This window comes from Hymenobacter negativus, assembly GCF_017571495.1.
Lineage (GTDB): Bacteria > Bacteroidota > Bacteroidia > Cytophagales > Hymenobacteraceae > Hymenobacter > Hymenobacter negativus.
This window is the reverse complement of sequence record NZ_JAGETZ010000002.1, coordinates 546660-571341: the sequence shown is the minus strand read 5'-3', so window position 1 is coordinate 571341 and position 24682 is coordinate 546660. Positions and strand designations below refer to the sequence as shown.

Here is a 24682-nt window from a genome sequence, read left to right as displayed (position 1 = left end):
GAAGCCCATAAAAAACGGCCGGCCGCGCCGGGCGAAGCGTTTTCCCACATGACTACACCAAAGGTAGCGGTGCGGGAAAGATGCTTCGCCCGGTGCGGCCGGCCGTTCCGGCGTCAGGCGGGATACTGTATTACTGCCAGCCGCCGCCCAAAGCCCGGTATACATTCACCGAGGCGTTCAGCTGCTGCATCTTGGTTTCGATAAGGTCGAACTTCGATTCCAGAGCGTCGCGCTGGGTCAGGAGCACCTCCATATAGTCGGCGCGGGCGGATTTGAACAGGGTATTGGAAATGTTGATGGACTCATTGAGCGCGGCTACTTCCTTTTGTTTGGCATCGTAGCTGCTCGCCAGGTTATTGATGCTCGACAACTGGTTATTCACCTCGATGTACGCGTTCAATACGGTCTTTTCGTACTGGTACACCGTCTGGAGCTGACGAGCATTAGCACTGTAGTACAGCGCCTTGATGCCGTTGCGGTTAACCAATGGGGCAGCTAAATCAGCGCCCAGCGAATAGAGCATCGACTCGGGCGTACTCACCAGCAGGCTGGGCTTGAAGGCCTCCAAGCCTACGCCGCCGGAGATGGCCAGTGAGGGGTAGAAGTTGGCGCGGGCCACCTGCACGTCCAGCTTGTTGGCGGCCAGGTTCTGCTCGGCTTGGCGGATGTCGGGGCGGTTGCTCAGCAGCTGCGCGGGCAGGCCGGCCTGGATGGCTTTCGGCACTAGGTCGCCGAATGAGCGGTAGTCGCGCATGATGGGCTGCGGGTAGCGGCCAGCCAGGTAGTTCAGGCGGTTTTCGGTTTCCACGATGCGCTGCTGAATACCGAATTGCAGGGCGCGGGTGTGCTGCACCTGGGCTTCAAACCGCTTCACGGCCAACTCCGTCACGCGGGCCGACTCCTTTTGCAGCTTCACGATTTCCAGCGCGTTGGTCTGGATTTCGAGGTTTTGCTTGAGGATGGCTAGTTGATTATCGAGCGCCAGCAGCTCGTAGTAGGAATTAGCAATTTCGGAAACCAGGTTGGTCACCATGAAATTCTTGCCTTCCACGGTGGCCAGGTAGCGCAGCGCGGCGGCCTTGCGGGCGTTGCGCAGCTTGTGCCAGATATCGACTTCCCAGTGCGCGAAGGCACCCACTTGCAGGTTGGTCAGCGGGTCGGGCGTGTGGCGGTCCTCCTTGATGTCGACGTTTTCTTCCGTAGCGCCTTGAATGGTGTAGCGGCCCACTTTATCCACGTCGGCGCGGGCGCCAAGACCTACAAAGGGCAGGTACTCGCCTTTACGGGCCCGCACCTCGTTGCGCGCAATCTCAATTTCCTGCAGCGTAATGTTCAGCTCCTGATTGTTTTGCAGGGCTGTTTCGATGATGACGGTCAGATTGGGGTCGGTGAAGAACTGCTTCCACTGCACCCGCGCCGAGCTAGCGGTATCCTGCGCGTTGGCGGTGTTGATGTAGCTGGCCGGCACGTTGCGGCTGGCGGTGCGCTCAACCAGCGCGGGCGTGGCGCAGCCCGCCATGGCCAGCAGCAAGCCGGCGGCGCTCAGGCTTTGATAAATCCGTTTCTTAAGCATGAGTTTCTACTTCTTCGACTAACACGCGCGGCTCGAAGCCCTCGCTTACTGGATATTCGTTTTCATCCTGAATCAGCTTGCGGCCCGCAGCCATGGTGCCGAATACATAGTACAGGCCCGGCACCAGCACCACTCCGAAAATGGTCCCGAACAGCATGCCGCCCAGCGCCGCCGTGCCAATGGTTTTGTTGCCGATAGCGCCGGCCCCGGTGGCCAGCACCAGCGGAATCAGGCCGGCGATGAAGGCGAAGGAGGTCATCAGGATGGGGCGGAAACGAGCCTTGGCGCCGGCAATGGCCGCGTCGCGCACCGACATGCCGTGCTCGTGTTCCTGCACCGCGAATTCCACGATGAGCACGGCGTTTTTCCCTAACAGGCCCACCAGCATCACTAGTCCCACCTGGGCGTAGATGTTGTTGGCCAGGCCCATCATCTTGATGAACAGGAAGGCCCCGAAGATGCCGGCCGGCAGGGAGAGCACTACCGCCAGCGGCAGCAGGAAGCTCTCATACTGCGCTGCAAGCACCAAGTAAACAAAGGCTAGCACCACAAGGAAGATGTAGATGGCTTCGTTGCCGCGCGAGGTTTCGTCTTTCGACAAGCCGCCCCAGTCGATGTCGTAGCCGCGGGGCAGGGTTTTGGCTGCCACTTCCTGCACTGCCTTGATGGCCTCGCCCGAGCTAAAGCCCTGCGAAGCATCACCCCGAATGGAGGCGGTGGTGTACATGTTGTAGCGGTTGATTTCGTTGGCGCCCTGGGTTTTCACCAGCTTCATGAACGCCGAGAATGGCACCATTTCGCCTTTGTCGTTCTTCACCCACATGTCCATCACGTCCTTGGGCAGGCGGCGGTATTCGGGCGATGCCTGCACGTAGACCTTGAAAAAGCGCTGGTATTTGATGAAGCCCAGCTCGTAGGTACTGCCAATCATGATGCTCAGCGTGTTCATGGCATTGCCGATGTTCACCCCTTTCTGCATCGCCAACTGGTTGTCAATCTGGATTTCGTACTGCGGGTAATTAGCGCTGTAGAAGGTGAACAGGCCAGCCAACTCCTTGCGCTTGCGCAGCGCCGCCATGAATTCCTCGTTCACTTTTTCCAGCGCTTTGTAGTCGCCGGTGTTGGTTTTATCAAGCAACTGCAGCTGGAAGCCACCCGCCGCACCGTAGCCCGGCACTGCCGGCGGCTCGAAGAATTCGATGGTAGCGCCGGGAATCAGCTTGGCCTTTTTCTCCAGCGACTCGATGATGTCGTGGATGGATTCCTTGCGCTCGCTCCACGGCTTCAAGTCAATCAGACAGGTACCAGCGTTCGAGCCACGGCCTTCTGTAAGCACTTCGTAGCCGGCCAACGTTGAAATGCTTTCGATGCCGGGCACATCCTTAGCCAACTGCTGGAGGCGCTGCGAGATGTCGTTGGTGCGCTCCAGCGTGGAGCCGGGCGGCGTCTGGATGATGGCGTAGAGCATGCCCTGGTCCTCGGCCGGAATGAAGCCGGATGGCAGCTTGGACGAAATGCCGAAAATGCCCAACGCAAACAGTATCAGCACGCCGAAGGTGACCACGCGGCGGTCCACCACCTTCTCCAGCAGGTTGGTGTAGCGGCCGGTCAGCTTCTCAAAGCCGCGGTTAAACCAGTCGATGAAGCGGTTGATGGGCGTCTTTTTGCGCGGCTGGCCGTGCGTGTTTTTCAGAATCATGGCGCAGAGCACCGGCGTCAAAGTAAGGGCCACCACGCCCGAGATGACAATAGAGGTAGCCATCGTAATGGAGAACTGGCGGTAGAAAATGCCCACCGGACCACTCATAAAGGCTACCGGCACAAATACGGCCGTCATCAGGATGGTGATGGCAATAATGGCTCCGCTGATTTCCCCGATTACCTCGCGCACCGCCCCGAATGGCGAGAGGTGTTTTTCCTCCATTTTGGCGTGCACCGCTTCCACCACTACAATAGCGTCATCGACCACAATGCCGATGGCAAGCACCAGCGCGAAGAGCGTAATCATGTTGATGGTCAGCCCAAAAGCCTGCATGGCCGTGAACGCTCCAATGAGCGAAACTGGCACGGCGATAATTGGAATGAGTGTGGAGCGCCAGTCGCCAAGGAACAGGAACACCACGATGGCCACCAGGATAAAGGCGTCGCGCAGGGTGTGGATTACGTTTTCGGTGGAGGCATCGAGGAAGCTCGACACGTCGTAACTGATTTTATAGTCCATGCCGGGGGGCATGGTTTTCTTCAATTCGTCGAGCTTGGATTTTACGCTGGCAATAACGTCGCTGGCGTTGCTACCATACGTCTGCTTCAGCACGATAGCCGCCGAGGGGTAGCCATCCAAGTTGGAGTAGATGTCGTAGAACTCTGAGCCCAGCGACACATCGGCCACATCTTTCAGGCGCAGCATCTCGCCATTGGCGTTGGCCTTGAGAATCACGTTTTTGTACTGGTCCACGTCGTTGAAGCGGCCCTGGTAGGTCAGCACGTATTCCAAGGCTTCAGCACGGCCCCCGTCGGAGCGGCCAATACGGCCCGGCGAGCCGATAACGCTTTGGTCATCAAGCGCCTTCATCACATCATCGGCCGAGATATTGTAGGCCCGCATGCGGTCGGGTTTCAGCCAGATACGCATGGCGTACTGCCGGCTACCCAAGATGCTAGCCCGCCCGATGCCGCTGATGCGCTGCAGCTCAGGTATCATGTTCACCCCAGCGTAGTTGAACAGGTACTTCATGTCGGTGCCCTTGTCCTTGCTGTACAAGTTCACATACATGAGCATGTTAGGCACCACGCGGTTCACGATGAGGCCTTCGCGCTGCACCAGCACCGGCAAGCGGTTCACTACCTGCGCAATGCGGGTGTTCACGTTCACCACGGCCTGCTCGGGGTCGGTACCCAGGTTGAAAACAATCTGCACGTTGGCTTCGCCGGCGCTCACGGCATCGGAGGTCATGTACTTCATGCCGGGCACGCCGTTGATGGCCTGCTCCAGCGGGATGAGTACCGATTCGGTGAGCACCTTGGCGCTGGCCCCGGGGTAGGCGCAGCTCACCATTACCATGGGCGGCGAAATCTCGGGGAACTGCGAGGTGGGAAGGGTCTTGATGGCCAGGATACCCATGAACACGATTACCACCGAAATGACAATGGCAAACACGGGCCGGCGAATGAATTTACTAAACATGAGCTGATGAAATAGTCAGTATGTGGTAGTCAGTATTCGATTGAATAACAATTGGTAGCGAGCCGTTGGCAGCATAAACAAAAGGGCATAGCGCTCCATTGTCCGACTACTGACTGCGGCGTACCAACCCCATCCAAAAAGCTATTCGCTGTACACTTTCAGCTTGGGCAGCACCTTTTCGGGAGCCTCGTAGGTGTAGCTGATTTTGTCGCCATCTTTCACCTTGCGGATGCCTTCGAGCAGGATTTTATCGGTGCTGGAAACGCCGCTTTTGATGACGTAGAGGTCCGGCATTTCGGACGCAATGACTACTTCCTTCTGGTGTACCACGTTGTTTTTGTCCACCACGTACACGAATTTTTTCTCCAGCACTTCGAAGGTGGCTTTCTGGGGCACGATGAGAGCGTGCTTGAGCGGCACCGTCATCAGGATGCTGCCGGTTTCGCCGTTGCGCAGCAGGCCTTTCGGATTCGGGAAGGTGGCGCGGAAAGCGATGTTGCCGGTTTCGTTGTTGAAATCGGCCTCAATGGTCTGCACCTTGCCAGGATATTGGAACACCTCATTGTTGGCCATCAGCAGGTTCACGTTCACAGCGTTGGGGTCCTGCACGTGCTCTTTGTAAGCCAGGTATTCAGCCTCCGGCACGTTGAAGTAGACCCACATTTTGCTGTTGTCCGAAAGGGTCGTCAGCAGGTCTCCTTCATCCACGAGGCTGCCCAGCCTGCCTTGGAAGTGGTCCATGATGCCACTAAACGGCGCCTTAATGGATGTAAACTGCAGGTGCGCCTGCGCCAGCGACACATCAGCCTTGGCCTTGTCGTATTTGGCCTCCGACAGCGCTAGCTCATTGCCTGACACAATGTTCTTGTCGGCCAGCCGCTTGGTGTTCTGGTATTCGATGTTGACGTAGTTCGCCTCGGCCTGCGACTTCTTCAGTTCGGCCTGGTAGATGGTGGGCGTAATCTGGAACATGGGCTGCCCCTCATGCACCACCTGACCTTCGTCGACGAAGATTTTTTGCAGATAGCCTTTTTCCAGCGCCCGAATTTCAATGTGCTGGTAGGCGTGAATCTGGGCCACATACTCCTTGGTAATCGTGGTGTCCTTTTGCAAGGGCGTAGTGACCAAGAGCTTTACATTCTCTTCTTTTTCCTCCTTTTTCTCTTCGCAGCTGGTGCAGAAGTACAAGCCGCACAAGCTCATTAGCATGAATACTCTTTTCATAAGTAGCATAAGTGCCTGGGCAGGCAGTTGCAGGTTGTAGTCCCGGGAATATTTGGATGGGGAGAGTGTAGGCGTAAGGGTGGTCGGGCGAGGAGTTGAAAGCCTGACCAGTCAGGGTGTCAGGTGGGTTCAGTTGGGCGATTTTCCATGCTTCACATTCGGATTTGCCAGGCAGCAAAAGCCATTTCATCGTCAGCAGAAATCCGAGGTTGGAAGCACGAAACCAATGAAAAGTATCGACCTCGCTCCGCCCCTTTTGCCTGCTGAGTGACACAAAGCACGGAGCGCTGGCATGAAGTCACTATGAAGGAATAGGTAGAATTCATTCATAATCGGGCCTTCAGTGGGTGGCTTTCATCGGCGGATTTCACCCGGCTTTAACGAAATGAATAGGCCTCAGCACGCTGGAAATGGCCATTCCAAGCTCAGGCGCGCAGGGAACTGTTGATGAACTCTACCTTCGGGAAATTAAAAATCAGCTTTCACGTTATGCCCCCGGATGAATAGGTTTCTACTGAGCTTTTGGGGAAGTATACTGCTGCTTGCCAGCTTGACGGCCAGCTCTACGGCCCGCGGCCAAACGCCCAGTCTGGACCCCAACGCACCCAACCAGCCGGGACTGGCCTCCCCCGCCCTGCCGCCCAAAGCGGCCCCGGTTTCGGCCGCTGCTTCCCGGCGCGTCCTGGCCCGCCCGCGCGTGCTCTTGCTCACCGCCGAAGCTGCCGACCAGCCGCTGCTGCGCCGCTACAAGGTGAAGCCCACCGTGCCCGACTCCCTTACGGCCCTGCGTGAGGTACGCGAGTTGGTGCTGGCGATGCAAAACGATGCCTACCTCACCGCCTCGGCCGATGAGATGCGCTGGAGCCGCGACACGGTGCGGGTGCGCGTATATGTGGGCGAGCAGTTTCGCTGGGCTTACCTGCGTAATGGCAACCTCGGCGACGGCCTGCTGACCCGCGCCGGCTACCGCGAAAAATTCTTTCGTCACACGCCCTTCGTGCCCCAGGATTGGGTGAAGCTGCAGGAGCGCATCCTCACCGAGGCCGAAAACCAGGGATTTCCCTTCGCCACCGTCGGTCTCGATTCGGTTCATTTAGATGGCCACGACATTGCCGGACGCGTGGTGCTGAAACGCGGACGCGTAGTGGTGTTCGACTCGCTGCAAATTGTGGGCAACACCAAGACCAAGAAGCGTTTTCTGACCAAGTATCTTCAGATTTTTCCGGGTCAGCCCTTCAGCCAGCAGCGCGTAATCGCCGCCGCTCAACTACTGCGTCAGTTGCCCTACGTGCAGCTGCGGGCCGAGCCGGAAGTCCGCTTCGCCAAGGGCCGGGCGCGGGTGTACCTGCTGCTCGACGACCGGCCCAGCAACCAGTTCGACGCCATTGTGGGCATCCTGCCGAACTCGAATGCAGCCCAAACCGGAGTGCAGTTCACCGGTGATGTGACCATCAACCTGCGCAACCTCAAGGGCGGCGGCAAACAGATTGGCCTGCAATGGCGCAAAACCGATGCGCTTTCGCAACTACTTGATGCGCAGTACGTGCATCCCAACTTCTTCGGCACCCCGCTGGAGGTGGCCGGCACCTTCAACCTCTATAAACAGACTGACGCCTTCCTCACAATTAAGCCGCGCCTTCAGGTAACGTACCCCACGGCGCGGGCCGGGAGGGTAAGTTTTTTCTTTGAGCAACGCAGCTCCTACCTGCTCTACGACAGCGCCACCTACGCCAACCTCAGCCAGCTGCCCGAAAATATTGATTCGCAATTCAATTCCTACGGCCTGAACTATACCTGGAACAGCCTCGACGACCTGTATTTCCCGCACCGCGGCTACCTGCTTACGGGCCAGGGCGCCGTGGGCACCAAAGCCATTACCCGCAACTCCAGCATCAAGGAGGAGTTTTATAGCGGCATTGGTTTGCGCTCTACGCAATACGCCCTCAGCCTGCGGGCCGAACGCTACTTTCCGGTGAAGCGCGCTGGCGTGTTCCTGCTGCGCGTGCGAGGCGAGAGCCTCATCAACCCACGCTTGTTCACCAATGACCTGTTCCGGCTTGGCGGGCTCAACTCCCTGCGCGGCTTCAACGAGAATCAGTTTTATGCCAGCTCCTACGCCGTGGCTACGGCCGAATTCCGCCAGTTTATCGGAGCTGATTCTTATGCTTTTGTGTTTGCTGACCAGGCCTATTTCCGACACGACATCGAGAAGGACCAGTACAACGACCTGCCCACTGGCCTGGGCACGGGTCTGAGCTTTCGCACAGCGGCCGGCCTGTTCCAGTTTGTGTATTCGGTGGGACAATCGGGGTTTGCCAATCAGTCATTTGGGTTGAAGACCTCGAAAATACACTTCGGCCTGACCAGCCGGTTTTGAGGCAACGTAGGCTCTGTGATTTCGTGCTAGTGCGTCATTTCGTCCGCATTCTCTAAGGAGAAAACCTACTTTTCGGTCATCGTGGCCGAAATCAAAATAGTTCCCGTGAAAATCCGCCAATTCGACTGATAATCACCGCAGATAAGTCTTAATTAAGATTGGTACACGATTTGTAATTACTGCATCGAAGCCGCTCTAAAACCGGCTCTTTGCCATGAAACTTATCAGCTCGAAATTCATCCACAGTATTGCCCCGCAGCTCGACCTGCTCAATACTATTGGCGGTGGTGTGGCCCAGCCCCAACTGCGCGTCGACCAGCATCCCAAAGGGGTCATTCTGCGTGTGGCCATGCCCACCGTGTCGTCCGACCGGTTCCGCGTGGTCCTCAATAACCAGAAGCTCACTGTGTTTGGCGAGTACCGCCACGAGCCCGATGACCAGTTGGCCGCTCCGCTCTTTGTTCAAACCCTGGACCTGCCCAACAATCTTAACCTCGCCCGCATCGATGCCGTGCACGAAGGGCAAGAGCTACGCGTACGCATCCCGTTCCTGAATCCGAACGACCAGCAGCGCGAAATCGACATTAAACGCAACGAGTAGTCGGATTTTCCGTTACTGCTCAACTTTTATAACGCTGGGACCGACCAGCACCGCAGTCCACCCATAACGCCGGGCCCGACCGGCAGCCTTTCCAAAGCCTTCTGGGTTTTCACTCTTGAGCCACCGCCCACAGCGGTGGTTTTGTTTTTATGGGCACCCTTCTAAAATAGAAGGCTACCCAAACAGCGGAATAATCAGCACAAAGCTCATCACCAGCGCTAAGTAGAACCAGCCCATTACCTGGCCCCGGTAGCGGCGCGGCAGTCGGTTGCTGAGTACCAGCATGGCCGCAATAACCAGTAGCAGGTGCGACACGAAGAACACCATTGTCTTCACCCAATTGCTTACAATCGTGTTTTCAGCCTGGTACTGGTTGCTTTCGCCCAAGCCCGAGGTGAGGTATTGCAGGCCGTAGAAAGCCACTGTTTCGAAGGCTATGAAGAGCAGCAAGCCCGCCAGCAGTGCGGGGAAGGACGATTTTTCGGAGATGTCGGCCATGGTGCTTAGGGACGTGGGCGGCCCTGCACTTCCGCACTACGGGCCTTGATGTACAGCTGTTCAACCTTGGTGCGGGCCCAAGGCGTGCGGCGCAAAAACGTGAGGCTGGACTTGATGCTAGGGTTTTCGGCGAAGCAGTTCATGCGCAGGCGGGCGTCGAGTTCGGGCCAGCCGTAGGCGGCCACCAGGTATTCAAGAATCTGGACCAGTTTGACGCCGTGTAGCTCGCTGATGAGGTGGCCGGATTCGTCGCGGGCGTCGGCAGCACGGAGGAAGGACATGGCAAAAATTGGTCGATGGAAAGCGCAAAGTTGGCGAAAAGCCGGGGGCCAGCGCACGATGGCGGCGGGGCCGGCGTTATTTTTGGGCACCACCATTGCTTTTACGTTGCCCCGCGTTAGCCAGCATACCACCCCGCCAGCCCTGCCCGCGTCTCCCGGCCGACCGTGGCGACGCAACCTGCTGGCGGCTCTGCTGGCGCTGCTGGTGCTGGGCGGCTATTACTACGTGCGCCACAAGGTGCAAGTGAACCGCTACGCCCGCCGGGCCTGGGCCACGTTCACCAAGAACGGCCTCACGGGCCGCGAAAAAACCCCACTACTGGCCGGATACTCCGTGCACGGCATTGATGTGTCAGCCTATCAGGGTAAAATCGACTGGCCGGAAGTGGCCCGAAACCGGGTGCGTTTTGCCTTTATCAAAGCCAGCGAAGGCGGCACACTCCGCGACCCACGCTTTGCCCGTAACTGGCGCGAGGCTCGCAAGGCCGGCGTGCTTTGCGGCGCCTACCACTACTTTCAGCCCAACCGCGACGGCCTGACGCAAGCTAATCTCTTCACCAAAACCGTCCCGCTAGCGCCCGGCGACCTGCCGCCCGTACTCGATGTGGAAGCCGCCAATTTCCACGATGTGGCCGTGATGCGGCGCGAAGTAGCCCGCTGGCTACGCCTGGTGGAAGCGCATTACGGTGTGCGGCCCATTCTCTATTCCAACCACAGCTTCTACAAACGCCATTTAGCTGGGCATTTCGACAGCTACCCTCTTTGGCTGGCCCACTACGAAGTGGAGCGCCCTACCATGCCGCGTAGCAAGTGGATAATCTGGCAGCACTCTGATGAGGCTTACGTGCCTGGTATTCGTGGTGTGGTGGATTTCAACGTATTCCAGGGCAATTTCGAATCCTTGCAGGCGTTGCGAATACCAGCTGCGCCTAAGCCTTAGCTGTCAGCTGTTCGCTTTTTGAGTAACGACCTGCCCCCTGGTGGAGCTTAAATAACCAACAGTAAACAGCTCATAATTAGACAAAAAGCCGCCCGGCTCGTGGCTTCCCAGTGTAAGCACACGAACCGGGCGGCTTAGGCAACAGCAAACGACTACATTTTCATTTTGTCGTCTTTCATTGCTTTGCCGTCCTTCTTCATCATTTTGCCTTCTTTCTTCATCATTTTGTCGTCCTTCATCATCTTACCTTCTTTCTTCATCATCTTGCCATCGGCTTTGGCATCTTTTTTCACCATTTTGTCGTCACCTTGCTGCGCCTGAGCAGTCATAAACGTGAGCGACAGAGCTACGGCCGAAGCCACTTTCAGGAGGTTTTTCATGGTTGTGATTGAGAATTGGTGGTTGGAGTTGTTGGGGTGAGATAACTGCCCGAAAGGTTGGCTTTTATTCTAAAGTTTAGATGAATTTGAATAAGCACGACATAATTATGTACGCCACCCGTTGCCAGCTAGGCTGGTGGACCCTGGCAGCACTAGCGCTACTACCCGCCTGTGGTGGCAGCAAAAATGCCTTCACGCAGTCGGGCCAGGGCTCGTATTATGCCGACAAGTTTAACGGCCGGCCTACCACCAGCGGGGAAATTTACCGCTCCGGGAAAATGACGGCCGCCCACAACACGCTGCCCTTCGGTACCCTCATCAAAGTCACGAATGTGAAGAACGGCAAGTCGGTGAAAGTGACCGTGAACGACCGGGGCCCGCACGTGAAGGGCCGCATTGTGGACGTATCTGGCAAGGCCGCCCGCAAGCTGGATTTGGTGCAGGCCGGTGTGGTGCCCGTACAGCTCAAAGTCATCAAAGCCGCGCCGGGGCGCTAGTATTGCGGCGTTTTACCCCACTTGTTTTCCCGCTGATATGAATATCCGCAAAAAAGTAACCTGGACACTGCCCCCCGGTACCAACCGCTACGCTGCCCTCGACCTTTGGGTGCCCGCCGCCGAAGATGAAGGCTGGAGCGAAGACGAAGTACAATACGTCATCAACGAAGTGGTAGAGGCCGCAGACGACAAAGCCGGCCTGGAAGTGCTGGACTGGTATACCCGGAAATAATTACTGTCAGAATCAGCACACGATGCAGGCCCGGATTCTCGTCGTTAACTCAGCTGAACTTCGTTTGCTGATGTTGTTTAAAACGCATGGCTCGGCGCGGTATTGGTCGTTCAACCACGAAACGCAAGGTATTGCGTCACCACATCGCTCACCTAACCGGTGCTAAACCGCTGAGGCCTCTGGGCGTATGGCCAGACGCAGCCAGCACCCAGCCAGCGCCGCCAAGCCACCCACCAAACCTGCCTCTACTCCGGTCACCAACACCAGCGCGGCAGGCGAGCCGCCCAATGGCAGCAGCTGCGCCACACGGTGCGCCAACAGCCCGTCGTTTTGATACGCCAGCCACGCAGCCGGCATAATCCAGCTTAGGGCCGCGCCCGCAAAGCCGGCCCAAAACGCCACCCGGCCCGAAGGTGCAATGGCTAGCCCCACCACAAATGTCACCACGGCCAGACTCCACCAAGGCAAATCAAGCTGCACAGCTGAGGCCAGCACAAAAATGAGAATAGGTAAAAGCCAGGGATTGCGCCAGTTCATACCGGCAAAGGTATTGATGCCTGCGGCTTCATGAGGAATGAGAAATTAGGCTGCGGGCGTCAGCACTTCCGGGTCGTTGTTTGCTGGCGAGTTCACGCGCTTACTGATGGTGTACTCGCGCATGGCAGTTGCATCATAGGGCAGCAGAAGCTGCTGGTGGGCGGCTAGCCCCAGACCGTCGTCGAGCCAAGCTTGCTCGGCGGCGCGGGTGGGCAGGATGACGGGCATTCGGTTGTGAATATTGGCCATCAAGCTATTGGGCTCGGTGGTAATAATGGTGAAGGTGGGGTGCAACTCGCCCGTACTGCGGTCGAGCCATTCGTCCCAGAGGCCGGCGAAGGCGAAAGGCTGCTCGTTCCGCAGCAGAATGCGGTGTGGCACTTTACCAGCCGGTGTGGCCTGCCACTCGAAGAAGCTGTCGGCCAGCACCAGGCAGCGCTTGCGGCCCAGCAGCTGCCGGAAGCTGGGCTTTTCAGTCAGTGTTTCGGCGCGGGCATTGATGGGTTTGGGACCGGCGGCGGGGTCTTTGCTCCAGCCGGGCACAAGGCCCCAGTTTAACAGTTGAATCTGGCCGGGCGCGGCGTTGGTGATGATGGGCAGGCGCTGCGAAGGCGCAGCATTATAAGTAACGGGCGCGGACTCGGTGAAGCTGGCGTCAAAACGCTGCTCAATGGTAGGCGCCGGGGCGATGAAAGTGTAACGACCACACACGGGAAAGGGAAATTGGGACGGGGATTTTACGCATCAAAGCATGCCTTCGTTGAAAATCGAAGCCCTGAAGCATTTACTGGCCGTGTCTGGGTTAATGCAACTGAGCAGTACTGCTGGTCAAAGCGCAGCCAGTGCCATAGTTGCGCCAGTTGCGGTGTTACTTTGATAAATTTCCAATGCATGACTTTTCCGATAGTGCACCGCAAGCCAGCCAGTCAGGCAGCTTTTCTTCGTCTATTCGCGCTACTGTCACTTTTGCTGGGCCTGGCGGCCTCGGTGCAGGGTCAGGTCTTTTTTGGGCAGGGTGGCCCGGTGGCCGACTTCACAGGAAAGGACGAAGCTGTTCGGTTTCCGTTGGTGGTGAAAGGGCTGGCTGCGCAAACTACCGCGCAGTATGGCTTGGAAGGCGCCTGCCTCAGCATCACACACCCCAAAACGGCCGACCTAAAGATTGAGCTACTAGCCCCCGACGGCACCAGCATCTGGCTCACCAACCGCAACGGCGGCGACCACGGTGCCGACTACCGTGCTACGTGCTTCCGCATGGACGGCTTCAACGGCTACGTATATGAGGGCAAGTCGCCCTTCACCGGCACCTACATCCCCGATGGCAAGCTTCAATTCTTCAACCAAGGCCTGAACCCCAACGGGACCTGGTACCTGTTAGTGCACGATTTGGCCAGTGGCAATACCGGTACGCTCGACCAGTGGAGCCTGAGCTTTGGCACGCACCCGGCACAACCGGATTTTGCGGCGTGCAATCCCAAAAGTGCCACCGCCTGCCGCTGCCCTGACGGCTCGGGCACCTGCGACCTGCTGCCCGATTTAGTGGTATCAGAAAAGATTTTGCGTGAGCTGCATCAGGAATACGGTGCCTCCGACCCCACTTACCCGCGCCAGGTACGCTTGGCGGTAGCCACGGCCAACATTGGCTGGGGACCCATGGAAACCCACGGCACCGGCCGCTGGACCTGCGGCACCGAAACCGTGCAGAATGGCCGCGTGACCTGCCCCGACGGCCACCGCGCCCACCAGGAAATTGTGCAGGTGATTTACCGGCGCGAGGGCAACCAGATGGTGACCCGCAACCGCGTGGCCGGCAGCAACTACTACGACGAGCGCCCCGGCCACAACCACTACCACGCCGATGCCTGGGTAGACTTCACCCTGCGCCGCCGCGACCCGCGCCAACCCGACCCGCGCCGCTGGCCCGTACTGGGCAAGGGCACCAAAGCCAGCTATTGCCTCTTCGACTCGGGCAACTGTGGCGAAGCCGACGGTGTGTGCCAGAACGGCCGCGGCCAGACCGTGGGCCAGGGCACGCTGCCCAACTTCGGCTTTGGGCACTACGTGGACTGCGAGGCCGCAACGCAAGGAATCTCGGTGGGCGGCATCGACCACTACGGCATCAGCTTCGAGGGACAGGCCATCCCCATTCCAGCGGGCACGCCCAATGGCAGCTACTACATTGTAGTGGAAGTGGACCCGCTGAACCTGTACCAGGAGTCGGACGAAACCAACAATGTAGCAATGGTACCAATTGAGCTAAAACTCCAAGAAACTACTGTCAACAATTCGTTAAAAATCAACAATAAAAGGGGCAAAAAAATGCACTAACCCAGAAAGCCGACGAACGCCGAAGGAGCCCCAACCTTCGTTCACAGGGTAAAAGACCATATTGGACCAATAATATATTATGACGCTACAGGGGCCGGCTAGTTTTGAGCACAATTCTATTCTAAAGCTCTTTCAGCTATGCGCCCTTCTTTACTTTTTCGCAGCCGGCAGCTCGTTTTTTTGAGCTTCCTATGTTTGCTTGGTGCGTTGCGTGCCCAAGCGGACTGCAATACCCCCCGCATCATTCGCTCGGCCCAAAACGGAAGTTTCAATTCAGGCACCACCTGGGTCGGCGGCATCGTACCTACCTCATGCGACTATGTGGTAGTTGACCATACCGTGACATTGGACGTGTCGTTTACCGTGGGCCAGAACGGTAACGGTAGCCTCACAGTGAATAACGGGGGCACGTTGGCCGGCGGGCAGTCGCTGAGTATTTCGGGCAACGCGGCATACTCGGTCACCAATAACGGGACGCTGAACATCACGACTCTTAATTTCAACGGCGCCGGAGCCACTTTCACCAACAACGCCACGGCCACCCTTAGCGGCAACCAGACCTGGAACTCGGGCAGCTACTTGGAAAACCGCGGCTACCTGACCGTTAACGGTAGCATTACGCAGGTTAATGGCACCTTTCGCAACGATGCCATCTACGGCACCCTGACGGTGAGCGGCAATATCACGCTGAACGGGGCCGCGCAATGGGATAACATCGGTCGTATCGTCAGCACTTCGACGACCCCGGATTACGCATTTTACCTGCAGGGCTCGGGCGCCTCGTTCTACAACCGGCCCACAGGGCGCGTAAAGATGCTGAATGGAGGCTTTTACCAAGCCGCTGGTACTACCATCAACAACGAAAACTACATCGGGGTGCTGAACCTGGAAACCCACGACGGGGCCCTAATGATGAATACCGACTCGGTGATGATAAGCGGCAACTTCATCAACGGTGACATCTTCTCGAACTACGCCGGGGGCTCCATCCGCGTTGGCGCCAACTTCACCCAAATCAACAAAACGGGTTCCATTCTCAGCAATGATGGCTTTGTGCAGATTGTCGGCAATTTCTCCAACGACAAGGCCGTTGGCGGCAACGGCGGCGGCTACACCATTGGCGGTACTTCGGTCAACACCTCAAACGGCCAGGTGACGGGCACTGCCGACATCTGCGACCTGAGCGTGAGCGGCACGAATGCCAACGGCTATGCCAATATTTTCGATACGAACAACGTCACCAACCAAGGCTCAAACTACGGCATTTCAACCACGACCACGCACTGCCAGTATGTGGCTCCCACGGCCTCGCTGAAAGCGGCTAACATTACGGGCAACGCTGAAGTGTGCACCAACAGCACCGGCAATACCTATTACGTGCCGGCAGTGAGCGGTGCCACCAGCTATGTATGGACGGTGCCCAGTGGCTACACCATTACGGCAACTTCGCCCGCGGGTACCATCTCGGGAGGCGGCACCACAGCTACCATCAATTCGGCGGCCACGACGGGCAACGTGAGTATTACGGTGACGGCGGGCAGCGTGTCGGGCGTTATCACGGTAAAGACAATCGGAGCCACGGCGGCAGCCTACAACTACACTTCGAAGCTGGTAAAAATATCGGGCGGCACGCCGGGTACGCCCGGCGCTATTACGGGTCCGGGCTCGGCAGTATGCGCAGCCAGCGGCGGCTTCGTATTCAGTATTGCCCCCGTGAGCGGTGCCAGCACCTATATCTGGGCGGTGCCCAGCGGCTGGACCATCAACTATGGCCAGGGCACGACCAGCATCTCGGCCACGGCCAGCGCAACGGCCGGTACGGTAACAGTGATGGCCAGCGACGGCTGCGGCACCAGCTCGGCGGCCTCCTACGTGGTGTCGCCCCCAGCAGCGCTACTTGCGCCTTCCATCAGCGGACCGGCTACACCATGCAATAATTCCAACCAGACTTACACGGCAAGCACTGTAGCCGGCGCCAGCGGCTACCTCTGGACGGTGCCCAGCGGTTGGACTATCCAGACCCAACCCGTGGCCGGCTACTACCCGGCCAGCATCAACGTAACAGTGGGTTCGACCTCGGGCAACGTGACGGCGGCCGGCGGCAGTAACTGCGGCAGCGGCCCCAGCACCAGCTACGCCGTGACCGCAGTCCAGACCTTGAACACACCCTCTTTCGCGGCTTCCAGCGGCACCACGAACAGCACGACTCCCTGCGCCAACAACGGCGGCTATACTTACACCATCACGGCCCAAACCGGCGCTACCTACAACTGGACGCTGCCCGGTGGCTGGGTAGTGACCGCGCCCACTGGCGTTTCCGGCACCACGTTTAGCACGACTACCAACTCAATCACGGTAACGCCCGGCAGCAACAGCGGCAACATTTCGGCTACGCTCTCGGGTGCCTGCAACGGGACGCCTACCCAGAGCACCCAACTTGGTGTGGCACCGCTGGCACAGCCGGTGGCCCCAGCCGTTACGCCTGCCAGCAGCACGTTCTGCAGCGGGGTGGCCAAAACCTTTACCGCCACATTCGCCAGCGGCACCAATACCGTGAACTGGACCGTGCCCACCGGCTGGACCTTCACGGCACCAACCACAACGGCCACCACATCCACTATTGTTGCTACACCCGGCACGAATGCCGTAGCGGGTAGCGTAACGGCTACGCTCACCAACGCCAGCGGCTGCACCAGCCCGGTAGGAATGGCTACCATCACGTCCGGCTCTACGGCGCCGGGTACCATCAGCGGGCCTTCAATTGTGTCGGCATCCACAGCAGGCCAGCCCTACAGCATCAGTGCGGTGGGTGGCGCTATCAGCTACAATTGGACGGTACCCACTGGCTGGGTAATCACCTCGCCTGCTGGCGCGACCAACAGCGGCACCATTCTTAGCGCCAACACCACCAGCATTGTCGTGACGAGCGGCACGACGGGCGGCAGCATCTCCGTATCGGCCTCCAACGGCACCTGTACCAGCGCCGCTACTACACTGGCCGTGGTCATCAACCAAGCCGCAGTCTATGCTGCTACCAACTACAGCAGCGCGAAGAAAAACACCTGTTACACCAGCGGCACGGTGCTCTACACTGTCTCGGATGGCAATGGAGCTATTACTGCAGCTTCGGTTTCGGTGGGCACGCTGCCCGCTGGCCTCTCGCTGGCCAGCAATGGCACGCTCAGTGTGAGCACGCCGGCCAGCCTGCCCACCGGTACAGCGTCCTTCTCGGTGCTGACTACCGATGCCGCCGGCGGCCAGACCACTACACCCTTCTCGCTGACTTTCAACGCTGACCGAGCCGCGACCCAGGCCAATGGCACCTATAAAAGCCTGGAAAATTACGTAGACGGCGATGTGCTGACCACCTATTCCGACCTAGACGGGGGTATCACCAGCATTGCGCTAGCCAGTGGCACAATACCGCCCGGTACGGCCCTGCAGACTTCGGGAAACAACGGTGTGCTCATCGTGACGGACCACACCCGACTCAGCCCTGGCACCTATTCGTTTACGGTGACAACCAGCAATGCTACATGCAGCATCGGCACCAGTTCGCTGACGACCACTGCAAGACTGGGCAACAATAAGGCGCTGCCCGTGGAGCTCACTTATTTCACTGGTCAGGTAGTTGGCAGCAGCATCCAGCTGGTGTGGGGCACGGCCCAGGAGGTGAACAACCTGCGCTATGAGGTGCAGCGCTCCGCCGACGGCCTGGCTTTCGTCACCATCGGCGAAGTAGCCGGAGCCGGCAATTCAACAACGGCTCATACCTACCGCTTCACCGACACTACCCCGCTCAACGGCAAAACCCCGGCCTACTACCGCTTGCGTCAGGTTGATTTCGACGGTGCGGCACACTACTCGCTGGCCCTGGCCCTAGGCACTACCAAAACCACCCGACTAGCGGTGGAGCTGGCCCCCAACCCAGTAAGGGATGCGCTCCGTGTGCAGATAGCTGGTACCATCGGCACCCAGGAGCTGACTGTGTATTCTGTTTCGGGCAAGCTCATGCTCCACCAGCAGGCCGACGCGATGGCCACGCTGCCGGTGCAACAGTTGCCAGCCGGTATGTACCTACTCCAAGTGCGCTCCACCGATGGCCAGACGCTCACCCGGCGCTTTGTGAAAGAGTAGCCGGCAGTCATTAGCCCAACAAAAGAAGCGCCGTGGCCTGTGGGCCGCGGCGCTTCTTTTGTTAATATTAATCGGGTTTCGGGACAGGCCTTACGCTTTGTATAGTAACTCGTAATACTCCCGGGCCATGCGGCCACTCTCAAACTCCGGCTCTACGTCTTTCATGGCAGTTTTCACCACTTTCAGGAAGTTTTTGGTCTGGTCGTAGTACAAGGGTAGCACGTTGTTTTCCAGCACATCGAGCAGGGTGGTTGCCTCCTGGTCGTCCTTCACATTTTCGGGCAGGTTTTCGTCGGCGTGCGCGATGAGGAAGCCGTTTTCACCGTCCTTGCAGAATTCGGGAATCCAACCGTCGGCGATGCTCAGGTTCACGCTGGCGTTCATGGCGGCGGTCATGCCACTGGTGCCACTGGCCTCGCGAGGGAAACGGGGCGTGTTCAGCCAGATATCGGAACCCTTCTTTAGGGCGGCCGACAGGCCCAGTTCGTAGCCGGTGAGCACAGCGCAGTTCTTCAGGTGGGCCGTGCGACGGATGATTTCATTGAATAAGGCTACTGCGCCGAAGTCTTTGGGGTATGGCTTGCCGGCCCAAATCATCTGAATGGGATGCTTCGAGTTGCTGGCTAACTCCACGAAACGCTCGAAATGGCGCAGAATCAAATCAGAGCGTTTGTAGCCGGCGAAACGACGGGCCCATACAATGGTCAGCACCTGCGGGTCGAAGACGTTGCCAGTCTGGTCGGCCACAATCTTGAACAAGTCTTTCTTCAGTTCCTGCTTGCGGGCTAGCAGAGCGTTGTCGTCCTTGGCCTTAAGGGCGGCGGCCAGCTGTGGGTCGCGCCAGTAGGTGCCGTTCTGGCTGTTGGTGATGGGAATAATGGGGCAAATGCCTTCGTAGTGTCCCCACATTTCGTTGGCTACCCGACCGTGCACCTTGCTCACGGCGTTGGCTTTGCGGGCGAAGCGCAGCGCAGTCAGCGTGTAGTTCAAAGCATCGCCGTTGCCGATGCGGGCTTCGCGGCGCACATCCTCCTCAGGCATGGTGCCGAAAAAAGTCATGTCGGTGAGCAGCTTCATGGGGCGCTCCTCGTTACCAGCCAGTTCGGGGGTATGGGTGGTAAACACCAGGCGTTTCTGCACCTCGGCTAGGTTGCGGCCGTGCTTTTCGTAGAGGTAGAACGCTAGTGGCAGGCCGTGCCCTTCGTTGAGGTGGTACACATCGGTTTTGCGGCCCAGCACGTCGAGCAGCTTGCCGCCACCCACGCCCAGCAGGATGCTTTGGGCCACGCGGGCGGCCGAATCCGGGTCGTAGAGGTGGTGCGAAATGGTGCGCGAGAGGTAGTCGTTCTGCTCAATATCCGTGGTTAAGAAGAACATCGGCACCGTGCCGAATACCTCCGGGGCGAGGTACAGCGCTTTCACGTGCACGTCGGCTCCGTGAATGGTGATGGGGAAGATGATGCCCGTGTCTTCGAGAAACGAATAGTGCTTGAGACGGAACTCCGGCTTCATGCTTTGGTCGGCGTTGCGGTCCTGGTCGTAGTAGCCGTAGCTCCACAGGATGCTGATGCCCACTAGGTTTTGCTTTAGTTCGTAGCCCGAGCGCATGTGCGAGCCGGCCAGGAAGCCAAGGCCGCCAGAGTACGTTTTGAGGGCTTGGTCGACGGCAAATTCCATCGAGAAATACGCAGCAGCCGTCTTGTATTTGGCAGCCGGAGCGTAGGGTTTATAAGTGAAAGCCATAAGAAAAAGCATGCAGGCCGGAGCCAGCGCTGAATAAGGGTGTTTCGGGTGGAAAAATGGCGATGGGTGCTGAGCCCATGTGGTCCGTTAGGGTCGCAAGGTCCGAAGCAAACCCTAAAAATCGCAACCTATTGATATAGAGCATTGAGTTAAGCAAACGTTAGCCTTTTGCGCAACGGCAACAGTGTCAAGCCTATATCAGCCAAATCCTTACTTAGAAATTTCTTTGGCTCTCTCACTACCAGTCACCTAGACGCTAGAACCACCAGTGCTGCTCCTATAGCTGCTTAGCCAAGTCGGCGAAGCAACTATAAGAGCAGTGCTAACCGACTGCAATAGCAAAACTTTATTATCGCTAATTATTTACAGAAAATCCTGCTTGAAACTCATTTTTTTTGAAAATAAATCAACAAAAGGACACAATCTTTTAATTCTACGCCGCACCTGGCAGCGCTATCTTGAGTCTAGCTTTGGCACTCTGCTTCTTACACTTACCAAAAGCTCCTCAACCCATGCGCATAGCTCTTTTTGTTCGTTGTCTGGTTGCGCCACTGCTGAGCGCAGTCCTGCTTGCCAGCTGCTCGAAGGTGGAAACCACGCCGGAGGCTCCATTAGCGGCTACTGGGTTGCAAAATGCATCAGCGCCAGGCTTTCCCGAAGGATTTGAAACTGGCACCAAAACGGCCTACACCACGGGCAGCGTCACCCTGGGCTCAGGCTCCTGGACGCTGAACGACGCCCTTATCGGCAACACTACCGCCGATGCCAAGACTGGCAACTGGTCGGCGCGGGTGCGCAACAGTGGTTCGCTGAGCATGAACGTTGACCTGACTGGCGGGGCGGGCATGGTGACTATAGCCCACGCCAAATACGGTACCGACGCCAGCAGCACCTGGGAGCTGTGGGCCAGCACCAACAGCGGCAGCAGCTACGCCAAAGTGGGCAGCACCATCAGCACGAGCAGCACCGCGCTGAGCATAGCCTCCTTCACGGTGAACTTGGCTGGCACCGTGCGCCTGCAAGTGCGCAAAACCGACGGCAGCACCAACCGCATCAATTTCGACAATATAGCTGTGGAGACGTACGGCGGCACTGGTGGGAACCCCGGCGGCGGTACCGGAGGCAAGAAGTTTCTGTTTGACGCGACGCACGCCGAAACGGCTGGTAACGCCGACTGGGTGCTGGATGTAGACGGCGGCGTGGTGCCGCGCTACCCCACGCCGGCAGCATCGGGCATTACAGCCAGCACGGCGGAAACCTATTGGGCCGGCGCGGTTTCGGCTTGGGGCGTGGCCTTGGTGAAGCTGGGCAATACCGTTGAGAACCTGCCTTCGGGCACGGCCATCACTTATGGCAATGCTTCAAACCCGCAGGACCTGGCCAACTACAACGTGTTTGTGGTAGACGAGCCGAACACGCTATTTACGGCCAGTGAAAAAACGGCCATCATCACCTTCGTGCGGAACGGCGGGGGCCTGTTCATGATTTCGGACCACGACGTCTCAGACCGCAACAACGATGGGTATGACTCGCCCGCCATCTGGAACGATTTAATGACCAACAACTCGGTGCAGGCCAACCCTTTTGGCTATAGCATTGCACTCACCAATATTTCGGAGACCAGCAGCAACGTACTGGCCAGTAGCACCAACGTTATTCTGAATGGCTCGCAGGGTATCGTAACCCAGCTAAAATTCTCGAACGGCGCAACGATGACGAAAACGTCGGGCTCGCAGGCCACTCCGTTGATTTGGCGCTCTAGCTCCACTCAGGGCAGCAGCAATATCATGTGCCTGAGCAGCACTTACGGAACCGGCCGCGTGGTGTGCGTCACGGATTCGTCGCCAGCCGATGACGGCACTGGCAGCCCCGGCAATACCGTGTACCCCGGCTGGACTGAAATTGCCAGCCACGCCAAGCTGCACATGAACGCCTCGCTCTGGCTGGCCAAGCTGCAGTAGCCCGGCGGCCTTTTCAAAGCCTGCTGTCGATTTCGGCAGCAGGCTTTTTTTGTTTCTGACCAGTTGCTCGGCAGTCGTATAAACCGGGGTTTGGTAGCCTGAAAAATATTTTCAGGTGTGGAAACGGTTGCATTTTCGGGCGGCGCGGGGGAATGGGTACTTTTGGCGTTAACGCTATCCCATTGCTTTTTTTCTATGAAATTCCCACGTTTGCTGCTGGCTGCTGCCATCCCGCTGCTCACCCCGACAGCCCCCGCGACCGCGCAAGTCGGCCTGATTATGGCAGCTACGCGCGCAGCCACCAGCACTGCCATTCTCATTGCCAACGCCAATGCGAAAGCCGCGCCCGGGGTCCGCATCGACCCGACCTACTGGTGGGTGGGCATGAAAAACCCCAAGCTCCAGCTGCTGGTGCACGGACAAGGCATTGCCAGCACCACGGCTAGTCTGGTGGCTTATCCCGGGGTGACGTTGGAAAGCCAGCAAAAGCTGGAGAGCCCCAACTATCTGGTCATCAACCTCACCATTAGCCCCGATACGAAGCCCGGCCAGCTCAAGCTGGAACTAAAAGGCAACAAGAAGCTGACGTATTCCTATGAGCTGCGCGCCCGCAATGCCGACCCGCAACGCACGCAGGGCCTCACCCAAGCCGATTTCATCTACATGCTGATGCCGGACCGCTTCTCTAACGGCGACCCGAAGAACGACGTAGTGAAGGGCACCCGCGTGAACCGCATTGCCCGCGACTCGATATACGCCCGCCACGGCGGCGACCTGAAGGGCATTCAGAACCACTTCGACTACTTTAAGAAGTTGGGCGCCACGGCCATCTGGCCCACCCCCATCGTAGAAAATGACATGCCCAAGGCCAGCTACCACGGCTACGCCGTGACGGACTGCTACAAGGTGGACCCGCGCTACGGCACCAACGAGGAGTACCAGCAATTTGTAAAAGCCGCTCACGCCGACGGCCTGAAAGTGGTGCAAGACATCGTGCTCAACCACTGGGGCAGCTACCACCACCTGTTCCTCGACAAGCCGGCGGCCGACTGGTTCCACGCCTTCCCCACCTTCACGCGCAGCAACTACAACGCCTTCGCCCTGAACGACCCATATGGTTCGAAGCGCGACTACCAGCTCTTCAACGACGGCTGGTTCGACACCACGATGCCCGACGTAAACCAAGGCAACCCGCTGGTGGCGACGTACATCATTCAGAACTTTCTGTGGTGGGTAGAGTCGACCGGCATCGATGGCTACCGCGTTGATACTTACCCTTATTCCAACCCGCAGTTCCTAATGCAATGGGGCCAGGCCATTAGTGAAGAGTACCCCAAGCTGGCCCAGTTTGGCGAAGCCTGGGAAGGCACGGAGGCCGAGCAGGCCTTCTTCGCCCAGAACATTCTGCCGCCCGTGAATGGCTTCAAATCGAACATGCCCGGCCTGCTCGACTTTCAAATCTGCTTTGCTATCTCCGATGCGCTGAAGACTGAAAATGGCGACCTGAGCAAGCTTTATCACGCCCTGCAAGGCGACTGGCTGTACGTGGATGCCACCCGCAACGTGCCCTTCCTCGACAACCACGACATGAGCCGCTTCTACTCCGTGATTGGCGAAGATTTTGGCAAATTCAAGACCGGCATCGCCTGGCTGCTCACCCTACGCGGCACGCCGCAGCTGTACTACGGCACGGAGGTGCTGATGAAAAACTTCTCTAACCCCGATGGCAAGGTGCGCGAAGACTTTCCCGGAGGCTGGACCGGCGATAAGGTGAACTACTTCACCTCGCGCCCCGGCCAGGCTGGCGAGGCCTTCGACTACGTGAGCAAGCTGGCCAACTACCGCAAGGCGCACCCTGTGCTGAGCAGTGGCAAGCTGATGCAGTTTATTCCGCAGGATGGCGTGTACACCTATTTCCGCTACAACGAGGGCGGCGAGTGCGTGATGGTAATTGCCAACAACACCAAAGACGAAAAAACGGTGGACGGCTCCCGATTTGCCGAGCGCACAAACGGCTTTTCATCCGGGATGGAAGTAGTAAGCGGGGCAACCATCTCGGATTTGAAAACGCTGAAAGTACCGGCCCACACGGCCTGGGTAGTGGAGTTGCGGAAGTAGCGCGCCAGGTTCGGCTGAGTTAAAAAAGCTCATTCCGCAAATGCAGAAACTTTTGCAACTTCTTACCGCTA

Annotated in this window: 18 protein-coding genes; 9 read left to right on the top strand and 9 right to left on the bottom strand. The window is 58.0% G+C overall.

Annotation, left to right across the window (positions count from 1 at the left end; all coding sequences use genetic code 11):
• Positions 1–130 precede the first annotated feature (130 nt).
• From J4E00_RS06575 to J4E00_RS06565, 3 genes are all read right to left on the bottom strand, one after another.
• The gene (locus J4E00_RS06575; protein WP_208174318.1) at positions 131–1573 is read right to left on the bottom strand and encodes a TolC family protein; all 1443 of its coding nucleotides are present in this window, start codon (positions 1571–1573) and stop codon (positions 131–133) included.
• Complete coding sequence (locus J4E00_RS06570; RefSeq protein WP_208174317.1) at positions 1566–4757, bottom strand: efflux RND transporter permease subunit; 3192 nt, start codon at positions 4755–4757, stop codon at positions 1566–1568. The genes J4E00_RS06575 and J4E00_RS06570 overlap by 8 nt, the downstream gene beginning before the upstream one ends.
• Positions 4758–4898: 141 nt before the next feature.
• Entirely contained in the window at positions 4899–5981 is a 1083-nt protein-coding gene (locus tag J4E00_RS06565) for an efflux RND transporter periplasmic adaptor subunit (protein ID WP_208174316.1), read from the bottom strand.
• Between the two features lie 499 nt (positions 5982–6480).
• On the opposite strand from J4E00_RS06565, the gene J4E00_RS06560 reads away from it, so the two are divergent.
• Both J4E00_RS06560 and J4E00_RS06555 read left to right on the top strand, forming a co-directional pair.
• Complete coding sequence (locus J4E00_RS06560) at positions 6481–8358, top strand: outer membrane protein assembly factor (RefSeq protein ID WP_208174315.1); 1878 nt, start codon at positions 6481–6483, stop codon at positions 8356–8358.
• A 214-nt stretch (positions 8359–8572) separates the two neighbouring features.
• The gene (locus J4E00_RS06555; protein WP_208174314.1) at positions 8573–8959 is read left to right on the top strand and encodes an Hsp20/alpha crystallin family protein; all 387 of its coding nucleotides are present in this window, start codon (positions 8573–8575) and stop codon (positions 8957–8959) included.
• Positions 8960–9133: 174 nt separating this feature from the next.
• Here the strand turns inward: J4E00_RS06555 and J4E00_RS06550 are convergent, their stop codons facing one another.
• Together J4E00_RS06550 and J4E00_RS06545 are read right to left on the bottom strand one after the other, a co-directional pair.
• Positions 9134–9457 carry a hypothetical protein gene (locus tag J4E00_RS06550; RefSeq protein WP_213017921.1) on the bottom strand — a complete coding sequence of 108 codons (324 nt, stop codon included), beginning with the start codon at positions 9455–9457 and terminating at the stop codon, positions 9134–9136.
• A 5-nt stretch (positions 9458–9462) separates the two neighbouring features.
• The gene (locus J4E00_RS06545) at positions 9463–9738 is read right to left on the bottom strand and encodes a VF530 family DNA-binding protein (RefSeq protein ID WP_208174313.1); all 276 of its coding nucleotides are present in this window, start codon (positions 9736–9738) and stop codon (positions 9463–9465) included.
• Positions 9739–9844: 106 nt separating this feature from the next.
• Between J4E00_RS06545 and J4E00_RS06540 the strand changes: the two genes are divergently transcribed.
• On the top strand, positions 9845–10678 hold the full coding sequence (locus J4E00_RS06540) for a glycoside hydrolase family 25 protein (RefSeq protein ID WP_208174312.1): 834 nt from the start codon (positions 9845–9847) through the stop codon (positions 10676–10678).
• A 152-nt stretch (positions 10679–10830) separates the two neighbouring features.
• On the opposite strand, the gene J4E00_RS06535 is transcribed toward J4E00_RS06540, so the two are convergent.
• Positions 10831–11058 carry a hypothetical protein gene (locus J4E00_RS06535; RefSeq protein WP_208174311.1) on the bottom strand — a complete coding sequence of 76 codons (228 nt, stop codon included), beginning with the start codon at positions 11056–11058 and terminating at the stop codon, positions 10831–10833.
• Positions 11059–11165: 107 nt separating this feature from the next.
• Here J4E00_RS06535 and J4E00_RS06530 point away from each other — a divergent pair, with 107 nt between their 5' ends.
• Positions 11166–11555, top strand: coding sequence for a septal ring lytic transglycosylase RlpA family protein (locus J4E00_RS06530; RefSeq protein ID WP_208174310.1), 390 nt, complete (start codon positions 11166–11168; stop codon positions 11553–11555).
• A gap of 37 nt (positions 11556–11592) precedes the next feature.
• Positions 11593–11787, top strand: a complete 195-nt coding sequence (locus J4E00_RS06525) for a hypothetical protein (protein WP_208174309.1) — start codon at positions 11593–11595, stop codon at positions 11785–11787.
• Positions 11788–11949: 162 nt separating this feature from the next.
• Here the strand turns inward: J4E00_RS06525 and J4E00_RS06520 are convergent, their stop codons facing one another.
• Positions 11950–12324, bottom strand: coding sequence for a hypothetical protein (locus tag J4E00_RS06520; protein ID WP_208174308.1), 375 nt, complete (start codon positions 12322–12324; stop codon positions 11950–11952).
• A gap of 45 nt (positions 12325–12369) precedes the next feature.
• On the bottom strand, positions 12370–13035 hold the full coding sequence (locus tag J4E00_RS06515; protein WP_208174307.1) for an SOS response-associated peptidase: 666 nt from the start codon (positions 13033–13035) through the stop codon (positions 12370–12372).
• Between the two features lie 180 nt (positions 13036–13215).
• On the opposite strand from J4E00_RS06515, the gene J4E00_RS06510 reads away from it, so the two are divergent.
• The gene (locus J4E00_RS06510; protein WP_208174306.1) at positions 13216–14652 is read left to right on the top strand and encodes a proprotein convertase P-domain-containing protein; all 1437 of its coding nucleotides are present in this window, start codon (positions 13216–13218) and stop codon (positions 14650–14652) included.
• 138 nt (positions 14653–14790) lie between these two features.
• Positions 14791–18789: a T9SS type A sorting domain-containing protein gene (locus tag J4E00_RS06505; protein ID WP_208174305.1), complete on the top strand. Its 3999-nt coding sequence runs from the start codon at positions 14791–14793 to the stop codon at positions 18787–18789.
• Positions 18790–18879: 90 nt separating this feature from the next.
• Here the strand turns inward: J4E00_RS06505 and glgP are convergent, their stop codons facing one another.
• The gene (gene glgP / locus J4E00_RS06500) at positions 18880–20532 is read right to left on the bottom strand and encodes an alpha-glucan family phosphorylase (RefSeq protein WP_208174304.1); all 1653 of its coding nucleotides are present in this window, start codon (positions 20530–20532) and stop codon (positions 18880–18882) included.
• A gap of 512 nt (positions 20533–21044) precedes the next feature.
• Between glgP and J4E00_RS06495 the strand changes: the two genes are divergently transcribed.
• Together J4E00_RS06495 and J4E00_RS06490 are read left to right on the top strand one after the other, a co-directional pair.
• Positions 21045–22493: a hydrolase gene (locus J4E00_RS06495; protein ID WP_208174303.1), complete on the top strand. Its 1449-nt coding sequence runs from the start codon at positions 21045–21047 to the stop codon at positions 22491–22493.
• 195 nt (positions 22494–22688) lie between these two features.
• Complete coding sequence (locus J4E00_RS06490) at positions 22689–24611, top strand: alpha-amylase family glycosyl hydrolase (protein WP_236049532.1); 1923 nt, start codon at positions 22689–22691, stop codon at positions 24609–24611.
• The last annotated feature ends 71 nt before the right edge of the window (positions 24612–24682 follow it).